This window comes from Burkholderia cepacia GG4 (assembly GCF_000292915.1).
GTDB lineage: Bacteria > Pseudomonadota > Gammaproteobacteria > Burkholderiales > Burkholderiaceae > Burkholderia > Burkholderia cepacia_D.
Window position 1 is genome coordinate 3,366,539 of the sequence record NC_018513.1, and the last position, 14,866, is coordinate 3,381,404.

A 14,866-nucleotide genomic window follows, 5' to 3' on the forward strand; every position below is an offset into this window, starting at 1 on the left:
CGCCGACCGGCGCACGCTGCTTCGGCGTCAACTCGCGGCGCCGTTCTCCGCCTCGGGCGCTTCCGTCGGCTTCGGCACGAAGAAGCGCGCAGCCAGCAGCCCCACCTCGAACAGCACGATGAGCGGCAGCGCGAGCATCAGTTGCGAGAACACGTCCGGCGGCGTGACGACCGCTGCGACAACGAATGCGCCGACGATCACGTACGGCCGGATCTCCTTCAGCTTCTTCAGCGTCAGCACCCCCATCCGCACCAGCAGCACGACGATGATCGGTACTTCGAACGTGACCCCGAACGCGATGAACATCCCGAGCACGAAGCTCAGATAGTTGTCGATGTCGGTCGACATCTCCGCGCCGAGCGGTGCGTTGTAGTGCGCCATCACGCGAAAGATCGTCGGGAACACGAGGAAGTACGCGAACGCCATCCCGCACAGGAACAGGAAGTAGCTGCTGCCGACGAGCGGCACGACGAGCTTCTTCTCGTGCTGGTACAGCCCCGGCGCGACGAACGCCCAGATCTGGTACAGCACGATCGGCAACGCGATCACGAGCGCGACGAGCATCGTGACCTTCATCGGCACGAAGAACGAGCCCGTGACATCGGTCACGATCATCCTGCCGCCCTTCGGCAGGTTCTCCATCAGCGGCCGCGCGAGCAGCCGGAAGATGTCGGGTGCCCAGTAGACGAGCCCGAGGAACACGACGATCACGGCCAAGCCCGCGCGAATGATGCGATCGCGAAGCTCGACGAGATGGGAAATGAAGGTTTCTTCCGGGGCGTCGCCCGGGTTCTGCTGGGGGTCGCTCACACCGGCCCTCGGTAGGATTGACGAGCGAGCATGCGCTCGGCTCAGAAGAAGCGCGTCGGCCGGCGCAGGCTGGCCGGCTGGTGGCGCGCGACACGCGCGGCGCCCGACTGCACGTGCGTGCGACGGGTGGTCGCGCGCTTGTACCAGACAGGCGTCGCTGCCTGCTTCACACGCCAGTTGCGACGCTTCGGCGCGAGCGCGGCCGTGCTGCCGCGCCATGACGGCACTGCAGGCGTGTCGGAACCGTACGTGCCGGCATCGACCGAGCCTTCGTTGGGACCGCCGACCGCGGAGTTCCACGTGTCGTTCAGTTCCTTCTCGTGCTCGCGCAGGTTATCGTGAATCGTCGTCTCGACATTGCGCGCGGCCGCCTCGAAATCGGTCTTCATCGTCCGCAGTGCGTCGAGTTCGATTTCGCGCGAGACCTCGGCCTTCACGTCGTTGATGTACCGCTGCGCGCGGCCGAACAATGCGCCGGCCGTACGCGCGACGCGCGGCAGGCGCTCGGGGCCGAGCACCACGAGCGCGACGACGCCGATCAGCGCCATTTTCGAAAGACCGAGATCCAGCATTGCGAATGCCTGTCAGCGTGCCGGCGTTACGACTTGTTCGAGTCGGAACGCGTCGTTTCCTTCGCGTTGACGTCGACCGAGCCCGAGCGCGGCAGTTGCTGCGCGTCCGCCGGCGTTTCGCCTTCCTTCATCCCGTCCTTGAAACCCTTCACGGCGCTGCCGAGGTCGTTGCCAATATTGCGCAACTTCTTCGTACCGAAAACCAGCGCGACGATCAGCAGCACGATCAGCCAGTGCCAAATGCTCAATCCACCCATGATGAAACCTCTCCTCAACCACGCCGTGTCGCGGCGCAAATCGCCGGCGGCACGCCGGCTTCGACTATCGATGCGGGGGAAACGCCCCGCTACGTCAACCCATCCGGTGCCACGGGCGCGGGCCGGCCAGGATATGCGCGTGCAGGTGGTAGACCTCCTGCCCGCCGCCGGGACCCGTGTTGATCACCGTGCGAAAGCCGGTTTCGCCGCCCGTGTACGCGACGCCCAACTGATCGGCCAGACGCGCGACGAGCAGCATCAGCCGGCCGAGCATCGGCGCATCGGCCTCGCTCGCCGCCGATAGCGTCGGCAGGTGCCGGCGCGGAATCACGAGCACGTGCGTCTCGGCCGCCGGGCGGATGTCGCGGAACGCGACGAATTCGTCGTCCTCGTGCACCCTCGTGCTCGGGATCTCGCCCGCCGCGATCTTGCAGAACAGGCAATTCGGATCGTGACTCATGTTGCTCCTGCGAAACGCCCGCTCGCCGGTCAGAACCAGGCCTGCGGATCGAGCGTCTTGTTGTCGTTCAGGTACAGCCAACCCTTGATGATACGGTACAGCGTCCAGATCCATGTGACAAACATGACGACGAATCCCACCGCCACGAACATCAGTGCGAAGCCGATCACGTACGCGATCAGCGCGCGCCAAAACGTGCGGATCTGCCACTCGAAATGGTCGGCGTACGGCGTGCCGGCCACATCGCCGCGCTTCACATAGTTGATGATGATCGCGATGAGGCCGGTGACGCCGCCCGTCAGCCAATGAATCGCGTAGAGGCCATACAGCACGTGCGTCAGCGTGCGCAATCCGTTCAGTCGCTCGGCGTCTGCTGCGCCCGGCACCGACGGTGTCGGAAACTGGCTCGGTGTATCGGTCATGATGCTACCCCCGCTAGATGACAATTCTTACAGCTTACCTGACTGTTGCCACCGCGGCGCGCCGCTGCCTGTCACCCGCCGTTTTCCTCGCGCTCGCGGCGCTTGCGCAGCGCCTTTTCCTCGATGCCCGACAGCCCTTCGCGGCGCTCGAGCTCGGCGATCACGTCGGCCGGGCTCAGGTCGAAATGCGACAGCATCACGAGGCAGTGGAACCACAGATCGGCCACTTCGCCGACCAGCGCCGTCGGCGCGCCGCCCTGGCGCACGTCCTTCGCGGCCAGCACGACTTCGGTCGCCTCTTCGCCGATCTTCTTCAGCACCGCGTCGTCGCCCTTGTGGAACAGGCGCGATACGTACGATTGGTCGGGGTCACCGCCCTTGCGGCTATCGATCACGGCCGCGAGGCGCAGCAGCGTGTCTTCGGTCGATTGCGTCATTTGTAGATGTGTTCGGGATCTTTCAGCACCGGCTCGACCGCGACCCAGTCGCCGCTGTCCACGTTGCCTTCGAATTTCTGGAAGAAGCACGAATGCCGGCCGGTGTGGCATGCAATGCCCGACACCTGCTCGACCTTCAGCAGCACGACGTCCTCGTCGCAGTCGAGCCGCACCTCGTGCACGTGCTGCACGTGGCCCGACTCCTCGCCCTTGAACCACAGGCGCTTGCGCGAGCGCGAATAGTAGACCGCGCGCTGCGTCTCGATCGTCTTCGCCAGCGCCTCGCGGTTCATCCACGCGAACATCAGCACGTCGTTCGTCGACGCTTCCTGCGCGATCACCGGCACGAGGCCGTTGTCGTCCCAGCGGACCTTGTCGAGCCACGCGGGCAGGGATTTCGTTTCGGTATTCATCACAGCCTCACCGGGATGCCCTGGTCGGACATGAAGCGCTTCGCCTCGCCGACCGTGTGCTCGCCGTAGTGGAAGATGCTTGCGGCCAGCACCGCGTCGGCGCGACCGTCCTTGATGCCGTCCGCGAGATCCTGCAGGCAGCCGACACCGCCCGATGCGATCACCGGCACCGGCACCGCGTCCGACACGCCGCGCGTGAGCGCGAGGTCGAAGCCCGACTTCGTGCCGTCGCGGTCCATGCTCGTAAGCAGGATCTCGCCCGCGCCGAGCTCGGCCATCTTGCGCGCCCATTCGATCGCGTCGAGGCCCGTATTCTTGCGGCCGCCGTGCGTGAAGACTTCCCAGCGCGGCGTTTCGCCGTCGGCCGACACGCGCTTCGCGTCGATCGCGACGACGATGCACTGCGAGCCGTATTTGTCGGCCGCGTCGCGCACGAGCTGCGGGTTCGCGACCGCCGACGAATTCATGCTGACCTTGTCCGCGCCCGCGTTCAGCAGGCGCCGCACGTCCTCGACGGCGCGCACGCCGCCGCCGACGGTCAGCGGAATGAAGACCTGCGACGCGACCGCCTCGATGATCGGCAGGATCAGGTCGCGCTGATCGGAGGTCGCGGTGATGTCGAGGAACGTCAGTTCGTCGGCACCCTGGTCGTCGTAACGGCGGGCGATTTCGACGGGGTCGCCGGCATCGCGCAGTTCGACGAAGTTGACGCCCTTGACGACACGCCCGGCAGTCACGTCCAGGCAGGGGATGATGCGTTTAGCTAGAGCCATGATGTTGCGCCATATGCCGCGATGGGACGGCCGGTTGCGGAAGCCTCGCGCGAGGCTTCCGGTCGGGGCCGCCTGCTGGCAGCCCCGGCGAACGGGACAACCGCGTTACGCGTTGTCGAGTTCGCCGTTCAGTTCGTCCGCGCGCTTTTGCGCGGCCGCGAAATCGAGATCGCCGGAGTAGATCGCACGGCCGCAGATCACGCCTTCGACGCCGTGCTCTTCCACTTCGCAGAGGTTCTCGATGTCGGTAAGGTTCGACAGGCCGCCGCTGGCGATCACCGGAATGCCGACCGCCTGCGCGAGCTTCACGGTCGCCTCGATGTTGATGCCCTGCAGCATCCCGTCGCGACCGATGTCCGTGTAGACGATCGATTCGACGCCGTAGTCCTCGAACTTCTGCGCGAGATCGATCACTTCGTGGCCGGTCAGCTTGCTCCAGCCGTCGGTCGCGACCTTGCCGTCCTTCGCATCGAGGCCGACGATGATGCTGCCGGCGAACGCGGTGCACGCGTCCTGCAGGAAGCCCGGGTCCTTCACGGCCGCCGTACCGATGATCACGTAGGACAGGCCGGCGTCGAGGTACTTCTCGATCGTCTCGAGGCTGCGGATGCCGCCGCCGAGCTGTACGGGGATTTCATCGCCGACTTCGTCGAGGATCGCTTCGATCGCCTCGAGATTCTTCGGCTTGCCGGCGAATGCGCCGTTCAGGTCGACCAGATGGAGCCGCCGGGCGCCGAGATCGACCCACTTGCGGGCCATCGCCGCCGGGTTCTCGGAAAAAATCGTGGCCTGGTCCATATCGCCCTGTTTGAGGCGCACACACTGACCGTCTTTGAGATCGATGGCCGGAATCAGCAACATAGCAATCGGGTGTCGTCGTGGAAAATGAAAAGAATCCGGCGCGTACCGGCCAATCCGGTACCGCGCCGTCTCGCTAGTTTAGTACAACTCTTTCGGCGCATAGACGCGTGAGCCCCGCGCGACAGGCGTTTCCGCCCCGTCGACTGTGGCTCGCGCACCACGTTCACGGTTTCCAGTGTACGAAGTTGCGATACAGACGCAACCCGACTTCCGCGCTTTTCTCGGGGTGGAATTGGGTCGCGAAGAGGTTGTCCCGCGCGACCGCGGACGTAAACGGCGCGCCGTATGCCGTTTCGCCAACCGTGTGCGCCGGGTTGTCCGGCGTCACGTAATAGCTGTGCACGAAGTAGAAATACGCATCGTCGGGCACGCCGTCCCACAGCGGGTGCGGCTGCGACTGGCGCACGCGGTTCCAGCCCATCTGCGGCACCTTGAAGCGCGAGCCGTCGTCCTGCAGCCGGCCGTCGAGCTCGAAACGCACGACCTTGCCGGGCAGCAGGCCCAAGCCCTTCGTGTCGCCTTCCGCGCTCCAGTCGAACAGCATCTGCTCGCCGACGCATACGCCGAGCAGCGGCTTCGTGCGCGACGCCTCGATCACTGCTTCCTGCAGCCCCGATTCGCCGAGGCAGCGCATGCAGTCGGGCATCGCGCCCTGGCCGGGCAGCACGACACGGTCGGCCGCGCGAATCGCAGCCGGCGTGTCGACGATCGCCACGTCGGCGGCCGGTTCGGCCTTCTTGAGCGCCTGCGCGACCGAGCGCAGGTTGCCCATCCCATAATCCACAATCGCAATCGAAGTTTTCATCTCAGTGCAGGCAGTAGCGCCCTCAGTCCATTGACGATGAATTCCACCGCCAGCGCCGACAGCATCAGACCCATCAGCCGCGTGGCGATGTTGATGCCGGTGCGGCCAATCCAGTTCGCGATCGGCTCGGCAAGCCGCATCGCGAAGAAACACAGCAGGGCCAGGACCGCGCCGATCGCGACAAGCCCGGCCCGCTCATACCAGTGATGCGAGTTCGCCGCATAGATGATCACCGTGCTGATCGAGCCGGGGCCCGTAAGCAGCGGAATCGCCAGCGGCACGACCGCGATGTTGTCCTTCATCTCGGCCTCGTGGCGCTCCTCCGGCGTCGATCGCGTGTTGCCGATCTGCGCGTTCAGCATGTTGATCGCCATCAGCAGCATGATGATCCCGCCGCCCACTTCGAGCGAGCCGACCGAAATGCCGAAGAAGTCGATGATCTGCTGCCCGAGCAGCGTCGTCACCGTCATCACGCAGAACACCGACACCGACGCGATCCGGATCGTGCGGCGCCGCTCGTCGTCCGTCTGCTGCGCCGTCAGGCTCAGGAAGAACGGCACCGCGCCGACCGGGTTGATCAGCGCTAGCAGCGAAATGAACGATTTGAGCAGATCCATCGCATGCCGGCGCGCCGCGCCGAAGCCGTCAGGTTGTCCTTGGCGTCTGTCCGTCTGGAACTCAGAGGCTGCCCTTCGTCGACGGAATCTGCCCCGCCGCCCGCTCGTCGAGCTCCACCGCCGCGCGCAGTGCCCGGCCGAAAGCCTTGAACACCGTTTCCAGCTGATGGTGCGCGTTGATCCCGCGCAGGTTGTCGATGTGCAGCGTGACACCCGCGTGGTTCACGAACCCGCGGAAGAATTCGATCGACAGGTCGACGTCGAACGTGCCGATCCGCGCGCGCGTGAACGGCACGTGGAATTCCAGCCCCGGCCGGCCCGAGAAGTCGATCACGACGCGCGACAGCGCCTCGTCGAGCGGCACGTACGAATGGCCGTAGCGACGGATGCCCTTCTTGTCGCCGATCGCCTTCGCGACGGCCTGGCCGAGCGTGATGCCGACATCCTCGACCGTGTGGTGGTCGTCGATATGCGTATCGCCATGCGCTTCGACCTCGAGATCGATCAGACCGTGTCGCGCGATCTGGTCGAGCATATGGTCGAGAAACGGCACGCCGGTAGCCAGCTTCTGCCGGCCCGTACCGTCGAGATCGAGCTTCACACGGATCTGCGTTTCGCTGGTATTGCGAACGACTTCCGCCACACGCATGGCAATTCCTTGATTGAGTCTGATGTAAATGGGGATTGATCGTCGCGCGCCGCCGCGCCCTGGGCTCAACCGGGCAGCGCGAGTTTCAAAGCAGCCAGCAGGCGCGCGTTTTCGTCGGGAGAACCGACGGTCAGCCGCACGCATTCGGACAGCAACGGATGCATTTTACTCACGTTTTTGACCAGCACCCGCTCGGTGAGCAATGCATCGAACACGGCCGCCGCGTCCGGCACGCGCACCAGCAGGAAATTGCCCGCGCTCGGGAACACCGTCGCGCCCGGCAATGCGGCCACGGCATCCGCGAGACGCGTGCGTTCCGCGCGCAGTTCGGCCGCCTGCGCGTCGAGCACGTCGAGGTGGTCGAGCAGGAAATCGACGGTCGCCTGGGTCAGCACGTTGATGTTGTACGGCGGGCGCACCTTGTCGAACTCGGTCAGCCACGCGGGCAGCCCGGCGAGATAGCCGAGGCGGATCCCCGCGAGGCCGAGCTTCGACACCGTGCGCATCACGACGACGTTGTCGAACTCGGCGGCGCGCGGCAGCCACGAGCGCTCCGCGAACGGCTGGTACGCCTCGTCGATCACGATCAGGCTGTGCCGTGCGGCCGCGATGATCCGCTCGACGTCGGCTTCGTCGTACAGCGTGCCGGTCGGGTTGTTCGGGTAGGCGAGATAAACGAGCGCGGGCCGATGCTCGGCGATCGCCGCGATCATGGCATCCGCGTCGAGCGTCAGGTCGGCCTTCAGCGGCACCCCGACGAAGTCGAGCTGCGCGAACTTCGCCGACAGCTCGTACATCACGAAGCCCGGCACCGGCGCGAGTACCTTCGCACCCGGCCTGGCGCACGCCACCGACATCATGCTGATGATTTCGTCCGAGCCGTTGCCGAGCAGCACGTCGCATGCGGCCGGCACGCCCATCGCGCGGCGCAGCTTGTCGAGCAGCGCGCCCGGGCGCGGCGCCGGGTAGCGGTTCAGCGCGACCTGCGCGAGGCGCTCGCCGAGCGCCGCCGCCAGCGGCGCGGGCAGCGAATACGGGTTCTCCATCGCATCGAGCTTCACGAACCCGCTCGCGTCGGGCACCGGGTAGCTCGTCATCGCGAGCACGTCGCGGCGGATGATGTCTTGTGGCGTCGTCATGGTCTCAAGCCGGCGTGCGTCGCGCCGGCATCAAATGGTCGGCAAGGCGGCGGCTGCCACCTTGCGCTGGGTCTCCTCGTCGACCGGAGTCGATGCGTCGGCACCGGCCCCGGCGTGCGTGTCACCCCTTCATCCGCAGTTCGGCGCTCCGCGCGTGCGCCTGCAGCCCTTCGCCGTACGCGAGCTCGGAGGCGATCTCGCCGAGCGTCTGCGCGCCTTCGGCGCTGACTTCGATCAGGCTCGAGCGCTTGATGAAATCGTACACGCCGAGCGGCGACGAGAAGCGCGCGGTGCGCGACGTCGGCAGCACGTGGTTCGGGCCCGCGCAGTAGTCGCCGAGGCTTTCGCTCGTGTAGCGGCCGAGGAAGATCGCGCCCGCGTGGCGGATCTGCTGGCCCCATTGCTGCGGCTCCAGCGCGGAAATCTCGAGGTGCTCGGGTGCGATGTCGTTCGCGATGCGGCACGCTTCGGCCATGTCGCGCACCTTGATCAGCGCGCCGCGGCCTTCGAGCGACGCACGGATCACGTCCTGGCGCGGCATCGTCGGCAGCAGCTCGTCGATCGCCTTCTCGACGCGCTCGAGGAATGCGCCGTCCGGGCACAGCAGGATCGACTGCGCGAGCTCGTCGTGTTCGGCCTGCGAGAACAGGTCCATCGCGACCCAGTTCGGATCGGTCGTGCCGTCACACAGCACGAGGATTTCCGACGGCCCGGCGATCATGTCGATGCCGACCGTGCCGAACACGCGGCGCTTCGCCGAGGCGACGTACGCATTGCCCGGCCCGCAGATCTTGTCGACCGGCGGCACCGTGGCCGTGCCGTACGCGAGCGCGCCGACCGCCTGCGCGCCGCCGATCGTGAACACGCGATCGACGCCACCGAGCAGCGCCGCGGCGAGCACGAGCTCGTTCTTCACGCCGTCCGGGGTCGGCACGACCATCACGATCTCGCCGACACCCGCGACGCGCGCGGGAATCGCGTTCATCAGCACCGACGACGGATAGGCGGCCTTGCCGCCCGGCACGTACAGGCCGACGCGGTCGAGCGGCGTGATCTTCTGGCCGAGCACCGTGCCGTCGCTTTCCGTGTACTGCCAGCTATGCGTGCCGCACTCGATCTTCTGCTTCTCGTGGTACGCACGCACGCGTGCGGCCGCGGCTTCCAGCGCCGCACGCGCCTTCGGCGCGAGGCCGTCGAGCGCCGTCTGCAGCGCGTCCTGCGGCAGTTCGAGCGCGGCGACGCTGCTCGCGTCCAGCCGGTCGAAGCGGTTCGTGTACTCGAGCACCGCGGCGTCGCCGCGCGACTTCACGTCGGCGAGAATCTGCGCGACCGATTGCTCGATCGCGTCGTCCTCGCTCGCCTCGAATGCGAGCACCGCACGCAGCGCGGCGTCGAAGCCTTCGCTCGTCGAATCGAGTTTGCGGATGGTGATGGCCATGGGAGTTCCGTTACGGTGATGCACTCAATTGCCATTCTGCGACGCGCGTTCGAACGCGTCGAGAATCGGCTTGAGCGCCGCGCGCTTCAACTTCAGCGCAGCCTGGTTCACGACGAGGCGCGACGAGATCGCCATGATCTCCTCGACCTCGACCAGATTGTTCGCCTTCAGCGTGCCGCCCGAGCTGACGAGGTCGACGATCGCGTCGGCGAGGCCGACCAGCGGCGCCAGTTCCATCGAGCCGTACAGCTTGATCAGGTCGACGTGCACGCCCTTCGCGGCGAAGTGTTCGCGCGCCGTTTCGACGTACTTGGTCGCGACCCGCAGGCGCGCGCCCTGGCGCACCGCGTTCGCGTAGTCGAAGCCGGCCGGCACGGCCACCGACATCCGGCAGCGTGCAATATTCAGATCGATCGGCTGGTACAGGCCCGAGCCGCCGTGCTCGACCAGCACGTCCTTGCCGGCCACACCGAAATCGGCCGCGCCGTATTCGACATAGGTCGGTACGTCGCTCGCGCGCACGATGATCACGCGCAGGTTCGGATCGGTCGTCGGCAGGATCAGCTTGCGCGACGTTTCCGGATCCTCGGCCACCTGCACGCCGGCGGCCGCCAGCAGCGGCAGGGTTTCCTCGAAAATCCGGCCCTTCGACAGGGCGAGGGTCAGCGGCGCGGTCATGCTTGGCTCCCGGAGAGGCGGCGCACGTTCGCGCCGACGGCGGTCAGTTTGGTTTCCATGCGGTCGTAGCCGCGGTCCAGGTGATAGATGCGGTCGACGAGCGTTTCGCCTTCGGCGCGCAGCCCGGCGATCACGAGGCTCGCCGATGCGCGCAGGTCGGTGGCCATCACGTTCGCGCCGGACAGCTTGTCGACGCCCGTCACGAGCGCCGTGTTGCCGTCGACCGTGATGTTCGCGCCGAGCCGGTTCAGCTCCTGCACGTGCATGAAGCGGTTCTCGAAAATGGTCTCGACGACCTGCGCGGTGCCCGTCGCGACCGAATTGAGGGCCATGAACTGCGCCTGCATGTCGGTCGGGAACGCCGGGTATTCCGACGTGCGGATCGTGACCGCCGACGGCCGGCGATCCATCTTCACGCGCAGCCAGCTGTCGCCTTCCTCGATCGACACGCCGGCCTCGCGCAGCTTGTCGATCACCGCGTCGAGGATGTGCGGGCGCACGCCAGTCAGCATCACGTCGCCGCCCGCCGCCGCCACTGCACACAGGAACGTGCCGGCCTCGATGCGGTCGGGAATCACCGAATGGCGCGCGCCATGCAGCCGCTCGACACCCTGGATCACGAGGCGATCGGTGCCGATGCCGTCGATTTTCGCGCCCATCGCGACCAGCAAGTGTGCGAGATCGCTCACTTCCGGCTCGCGCGCCGCGTTCTCGATCACCGTCTCGCCATCGGCAAGCGTGGCGGCCATCAGCAGGTTTTCCGTGCCCGTCACGGTGATCATGTCGGTCACGATGCGCGCGCCCTTCAGGCGCTTCGCGCGCGCTTCGATGAAGCCGTGCTCGATGCTGATCTCGGCACCCATCGCCTGCAGGCCCTTGATGTGCTGGTCGACCGGACGCGCGCCGATCGCGCAGCCGCCCGGCAGCGACACCTTCGCTTCGCCGAAGCGCGCGAGCAGCGGCCCGAGCACGAGGATCGACGCGCGCATCGTCTTCACGAGCTCGTACGGCGCGACGAGGTTGTCGACACGCGACGCGTCGAGCTGCACGCGGCAGCCGTCCGTATCGCTCTTCACGCCCATCTGATTCAGCACCTTCAGCGTGGTGCGCACGTCCTTCAGGTTCGGCACGTTGTCGAGCTCGACCGGCTCGGCGCTGAGCAGCCCCGCGCACAGGATCGGCAGCGCGGCATTCTTCGCGCCCGACACGACGATCTCGCCGGACAGCCGGCGACCGCCTTCGATCACCAGCTTGTCCATCCCGTGTCCCTGCGATTCCCCGTTGACGGCCGGGTGTGCCGTGGCGACGCTCTGGACGGCGTCGCGCTCGTTGACGGTGACTTGCACTCAGTGGTTCCGGTTATGCGTTCTGCCATTCGGCGGGCGTCAGCGTCTTCATGCTGAGCGCGTGAATTTCCTGCTTCATGCGATCGCCGAGCGCCGCATAGACGAGCTGGTGCCGCTGGATCGGCCGCTTGCCTTCGAAGGCCGCCGACACGATCGTCGCGAAGAAATGCTGGCCGTCGCCTTCGACTTCCAGATGAGTGCAGGCGAGACCGCCGGCGATGTATTGCTTGACCTGTTCGGGAGTCGGCAACATGAGGGGCTCCTGTCGGCGCGCGCCGCCCGTGGCGGCTGCCGCCGTCGATATCAATGACGTAGTTTGTAGCCGGTCGCGAGCAGCCGCATCGCGAACATCGCGAGCAGCACGAAGAAACCGGTGACGATCGCGAGGCTCGCGAGCGGGTTGATGTCGGACGCGCCGAAGAACCCGTAACGGAAGCCGTCGATCATGTAGAAAAACGGGTTGAGACGCGAGATCTCGCGCCACACGGGCGGCAGCGAGTGCGTCGAATAGAACACGCCGGACAGGAACGTCAGCGGCATGATCAGGAAGTTCTGGAACGCGGCGAGCTGGTCGAATTTCTCGGCCCAGATCCCGGCGATCAGCCCAAGCGTGCCAAGGATCGCCGAACCGAGCAGCGCGAACGCGATGATGAACAACGGCGCCGCGAAATGCATCGGGATAAACCAGATCGTCACGACGAACACGCCCGTGCCGACCGCGAGGCCGCGCACGATGGACGCGAGCACGTACGCGCCGAAGATGTCCCTGTAGGACAGCGGCGGCAGCAGCACGAACACGAGGTTGCCGGTGATCTTCGACTGGATCAGCGACGACGAGCTGTTCGCGAACGCGTTCTGCAGCACACTCATCATCACGAGGCCCGGGACCAGGAAGCTCACGTACTCGACACCCGGATAGACCTCGACGCGACCCGACAGCGCGTGGCCGAAGATCGTCAAATACAGCAGCGCCGTCACCACGGGCGCGAGCACCGTCTGGATCGCCACCTTCCAGAAACGCAGGAGTTCCTTGTAGAACAGCGTACGAAAACCGCTTCCGGCCACTTGCCGGGCAGCCCCGAGCGGGGCGGGCGCCCCCTCGGCGGACAGCGAACGAAGTTCGCGTGGGCGTTGTTGATTCATGCCAGACCCTCGATCGCCTCGGCCCCGTTCATCACCTGGACGAACACATCTTCGAGGTCCGCCTTGCGGACCTCGATCTCGTCGAACGTGCAACCCGCCGCGCGACACTGCGCGAGGATGCGCTCGACATCGTCGTAGCTCGTGAGACGCAGCAGGTGCTCGCCCGGCGCGCGTGCGGCCGGATCGGTCTCCAGCCCGCGCAGCTCGGCCGGCAACGCGCCCGTCGCGAGCCGCAGGTACAGCTGCAGCCCCGCGAAGCGGCGCAGCAGCGCGTCGGTGCGGTCAAGCGCGACGACTTCACCGCGACGCAGCATCGCGATGCGATCGCACAGCGCCTCGGCTTCCTCGAGGTAATGGGTGGTCAGGACGATCGTGTGGCCCTCGCGGTTCAGCCGTGAGATGAATTTCCACAGCGTCTGGCGCAGTTCGACGTCGACACCGGCAGTCGGCTCGTCGAGCACGATCACGGGCGGCCGGTGCACGAGCGCCTGCGCGACCAGCACGCGGCGCTTCATCCCGCCCGACAGCGCGCGCATGTTCGCGTCGGCCTTTTCGGTGAGGTCGAGATTGGCCATGACTTCGTCGATCCAGTCGTCGTTGCGGCGCAGCCCGAAATAGCCGGACTGGATCCGCAGCGTCTCGCGGACGGTGAAGAACGGGTCGAACACGAGTTCCTGCGGCACGACGCCGAGCGCGCGACGCGCATCCCGGAAGTCCTTGACGACGTCGTGGCCACGCACCGAGATACTGCCTTCATCGGCCCGGGCAAGCCCGGCGAGGATACTGATGAGCGTGGTCTTGCCTGCGCCGTTCGGACCGAGCAGACCAAAAAACTCGCCTTCCTCGACCGACAGACTGACGCCCTTGAGCGCCTGAAGCGATTTGTAGCGCTTCTTGACGTGACGGATTTCTATGGCTGACATGACTGTGCGCGGCGCAACGGCCGCGACGCCTATTCTGTGCTTGCTGCGAATGAAAATGGGGGCCGGACGCCGATTGGCTGCCCCGCAAAACGCTTGATTATAGGGCAAACCGGCTGGTGGAGCCGGCGCCGGAGGCGCGCGGCCTGAAGCTGGCGCGCGCCGGCTGGCGCGGCAGGCTTCGGTCGGACAGGGTCAATGTCGCCCGGTGCCTTCGATGAGCGCGTCGACGCCGTAGGCGTGCGCGAGGCTGGCGAGCTTCGGGGGGAGATTGAGGATGTCGAGGGTCGTGCCGCGCGCTTTGGCGGCACGTTGCCATGCGAGCAGCACGGCGAGCGCGGACGAGTCGAACTGCGTCAGCGCCGCGCAATCGACGGCGGTAGCTCCCGCGCCGATGCGTGCGAGACCGTCCGCGAGCGCGGACTTCGCGCTCGCGACGGTCAGCGTGGAACCGGCCTCGAAGCCGCTCACGACGCCTGCTTGCCCGCGGCAAGTTCCTGGTTGCGCTGCGTCAGGAACTTGATCAGGCCGTCCACGCCGCTTTGCTGGATCTTCTCGTTGAACTGCTGCTGGTACGTCTGGATCAGCCATGCGCCGAGCACGTTCAGGTCATACACCCGCCAGCCGTTGGCCGTCTTGTACAGGCGGTAGTCGATCTGGACCGGCTGTCCGTTGTTCATCGCGACCGTCTTGACCACGACGTCGGTATCGGCCGGATCGGCGCGGAACGGCGGGTACTGGATCTGCTGGTCCGGCTTCAGCTGAGCCAGCGCACCCGAATACGTGCGGATCAGCAGCAGCTTGAACTGCTCCTGAACCTGCTGCTGCTGCTCGACCGACGCCGTGCGCCAGTTGCGGCCCATCGCGAGCTGCGTGGTGCGGCGGAAATCGGTGTACGGCAGGATGTCCTTGTTGACGATCGTAATGATGCGATTGGTGTCGCCCTGCTTGATCGTCTGCTGCTTGACTTCGTCGAGCACCTGCTGCGTCGCCGTCTTGATCAGCGCCTGCGGGTTCGACTGGTCGACTTGCGCGTGAGCTGCGCTGCCGAACGAGAACAGCGCCGCGAAAACGGGGATCAGGAACAGTTTTTTCATCATAGTGACCTGCATGAATGAGTCGATGC

Annotated in this window: 21 protein-coding genes; all 21 read right to left on the bottom strand. The window is 66.1% G+C overall.

Going from position 1 to position 14,866, the window contains the following annotated elements; all coding sequences use genetic code 11:
* Positions 1–27 precede the first annotated feature (27 nt).
* The 21 genes from tatC to GEM_RS15410 all read right to left on the bottom strand — a co-directional run bounded on the left by tatC (position 28) and on the right by GEM_RS15410 (position 14,837).
* On the bottom strand, positions 28–810 hold the full coding sequence (gene tatC, locus GEM_RS15310; protein WP_014898296.1) for a twin-arginine translocase subunit TatC: 783 nt from the start codon (positions 808–810) through the stop codon (positions 28–30).
* Positions 811–851: 41 nt separating this feature from the next.
* Entirely contained in the window at positions 852–1,382 is a 531-nt protein-coding gene (tatB, locus tag GEM_RS15315) for a Sec-independent protein translocase protein TatB (RefSeq protein WP_014898297.1), read from the bottom strand.
* Between the two features lie 26 nt (positions 1,383–1,408).
* Positions 1,409–1,639, bottom strand: a complete 231-nt coding sequence (gene tatA / locus GEM_RS15320) for a Sec-independent protein translocase subunit TatA (protein WP_014898298.1) — start codon at positions 1,637–1,639, stop codon at positions 1,409–1,411.
* Positions 1,640–1,733: 94 nt separating this feature from the next.
* On the bottom strand, positions 1,734–2,099 hold the full coding sequence (locus tag GEM_RS15325; protein ID WP_014898299.1) for a histidine triad nucleotide-binding protein: 366 nt from the start codon (positions 2,097–2,099) through the stop codon (positions 1,734–1,736).
* Between the two features lie 29 nt (positions 2,100–2,128).
* Positions 2,129–2,521 (bottom strand): DUF4870 family protein, encoded by a 393-nt coding sequence (locus tag GEM_RS15330; RefSeq protein WP_014898300.1) that lies wholly within the window; start codon positions 2,519–2,521, stop codon positions 2,129–2,131.
* Positions 2,522–2,592: 71 nt separating this feature from the next.
* Positions 2,593–2,958, bottom strand: a complete 366-nt coding sequence (locus tag GEM_RS15335) for a phosphoribosyl-ATP diphosphatase (RefSeq protein WP_006485344.1) — start codon at positions 2,956–2,958, stop codon at positions 2,593–2,595.
* A complete protein-coding gene (hisI, locus tag GEM_RS15340; protein WP_014898301.1) occupies positions 2,955–3,371 on the bottom strand; it encodes a phosphoribosyl-AMP cyclohydrolase in 417 nt (138 codons plus the stop codon). The genes GEM_RS15335 and hisI overlap by 4 nt, the downstream gene beginning before the upstream one ends.
* The gene (hisF, locus tag GEM_RS15345) at positions 3,371–4,144 is read right to left on the bottom strand and encodes an imidazole glycerol phosphate synthase subunit HisF (RefSeq protein WP_014898302.1); all 774 of its coding nucleotides are present in this window, start codon (positions 4,142–4,144) and stop codon (positions 3,371–3,373) included. The genes hisI and hisF overlap by 1 nt, the downstream gene beginning before the upstream one ends.
* A gap of 105 nt (positions 4,145–4,249) precedes the next feature.
* Positions 4,250–5,005, bottom strand: a complete 756-nt coding sequence (gene hisA, locus GEM_RS15350; RefSeq protein WP_014898303.1) for a 1-(5-phosphoribosyl)-5-[(5-phosphoribosylamino)methylideneamino]imidazole-4-carboxamide isomerase — start codon at positions 5,003–5,005, stop codon at positions 4,250–4,252.
* 163 nt (positions 5,006–5,168) lie between these two features.
* Entirely contained in the window at positions 5,169–5,810 is a 642-nt protein-coding gene (hisH, locus tag GEM_RS15355; protein WP_014898304.1) for an imidazole glycerol phosphate synthase subunit HisH, read from the bottom strand.
* Positions 5,807–6,427 (bottom strand): YchE family NAAT transporter, encoded by a 621-nt coding sequence (locus GEM_RS15360; protein WP_014898305.1) that lies wholly within the window; start codon positions 6,425–6,427, stop codon positions 5,807–5,809. The genes hisH and GEM_RS15360 overlap by 4 nt, the downstream gene beginning before the upstream one ends.
* Positions 6,428–6,488: 61 nt before the next feature.
* Positions 6,489–7,076 carry an imidazoleglycerol-phosphate dehydratase HisB gene (gene hisB / locus GEM_RS15365; RefSeq protein ID WP_006751804.1) on the bottom strand — a complete coding sequence of 196 codons (588 nt, stop codon included), beginning with the start codon at positions 7,074–7,076 and terminating at the stop codon, positions 6,489–6,491.
* Positions 7,077–7,141: 65 nt separating this feature from the next.
* Complete coding sequence (hisC, locus tag GEM_RS15370) at positions 7,142–8,215, bottom strand: histidinol-phosphate transaminase (protein ID WP_014898306.1); 1,074 nt, start codon at positions 8,213–8,215, stop codon at positions 7,142–7,144.
* Positions 8,216–8,336: 121 nt separating this feature from the next.
* Entirely contained in the window at positions 8,337–9,653 is a 1,317-nt protein-coding gene (gene hisD / locus GEM_RS15375; protein WP_014898307.1) for a histidinol dehydrogenase, read from the bottom strand.
* A gap of 24 nt (positions 9,654–9,677) precedes the next feature.
* Positions 9,678–10,331 (bottom strand): ATP phosphoribosyltransferase, encoded by a 654-nt coding sequence (gene hisG / locus GEM_RS15380; RefSeq protein ID WP_006751807.1) that lies wholly within the window; start codon positions 10,329–10,331, stop codon positions 9,678–9,680.
* The gene (gene murA / locus GEM_RS15385) at positions 10,328–11,677 is read right to left on the bottom strand and encodes a UDP-N-acetylglucosamine 1-carboxyvinyltransferase (RefSeq protein WP_014898308.1); all 1,350 of its coding nucleotides are present in this window, start codon (positions 11,675–11,677) and stop codon (positions 10,328–10,330) included. The genes hisG and murA overlap by 4 nt, the downstream gene beginning before the upstream one ends.
* Positions 11,678–11,690: 13 nt before the next feature.
* Positions 11,691–11,930, bottom strand: a complete 240-nt coding sequence (locus GEM_RS15390; RefSeq protein ID WP_006477131.1) for a BolA family protein — start codon at positions 11,928–11,930, stop codon at positions 11,691–11,693.
* A gap of 50 nt (positions 11,931–11,980) precedes the next feature.
* Positions 11,981–12,820 carry an ABC transporter permease gene (locus GEM_RS15395; RefSeq protein ID WP_014898309.1) on the bottom strand — a complete coding sequence of 280 codons (840 nt, stop codon included), beginning with the start codon at positions 12,818–12,820 and terminating at the stop codon, positions 11,981–11,983.
* The gene (locus GEM_RS15400; protein ID WP_014898310.1) at positions 12,817–13,743 is read right to left on the bottom strand and encodes an ABC transporter ATP-binding protein; all 927 of its coding nucleotides are present in this window, start codon (positions 13,741–13,743) and stop codon (positions 12,817–12,819) included. The genes GEM_RS15395 and GEM_RS15400 overlap by 4 nt, the downstream gene beginning before the upstream one ends.
* Positions 13,744–13,935: 192 nt before the next feature.
* Positions 13,936–14,211, bottom strand: a complete 276-nt coding sequence (locus GEM_RS15405) for an STAS domain-containing protein (RefSeq protein WP_014898311.1) — start codon at positions 14,209–14,211, stop codon at positions 13,936–13,938.
* On the bottom strand, positions 14,208–14,837 hold the full coding sequence (locus tag GEM_RS15410) for an MlaC/ttg2D family ABC transporter substrate-binding protein (RefSeq protein WP_014898312.1): 630 nt from the start codon (positions 14,835–14,837) through the stop codon (positions 14,208–14,210). Before GEM_RS15410 ends, GEM_RS15405 begins: the two co-directional genes overlap by 4 nt.
* Between the last annotated feature and the right edge of the window lie 29 nt (positions 14,838–14,866).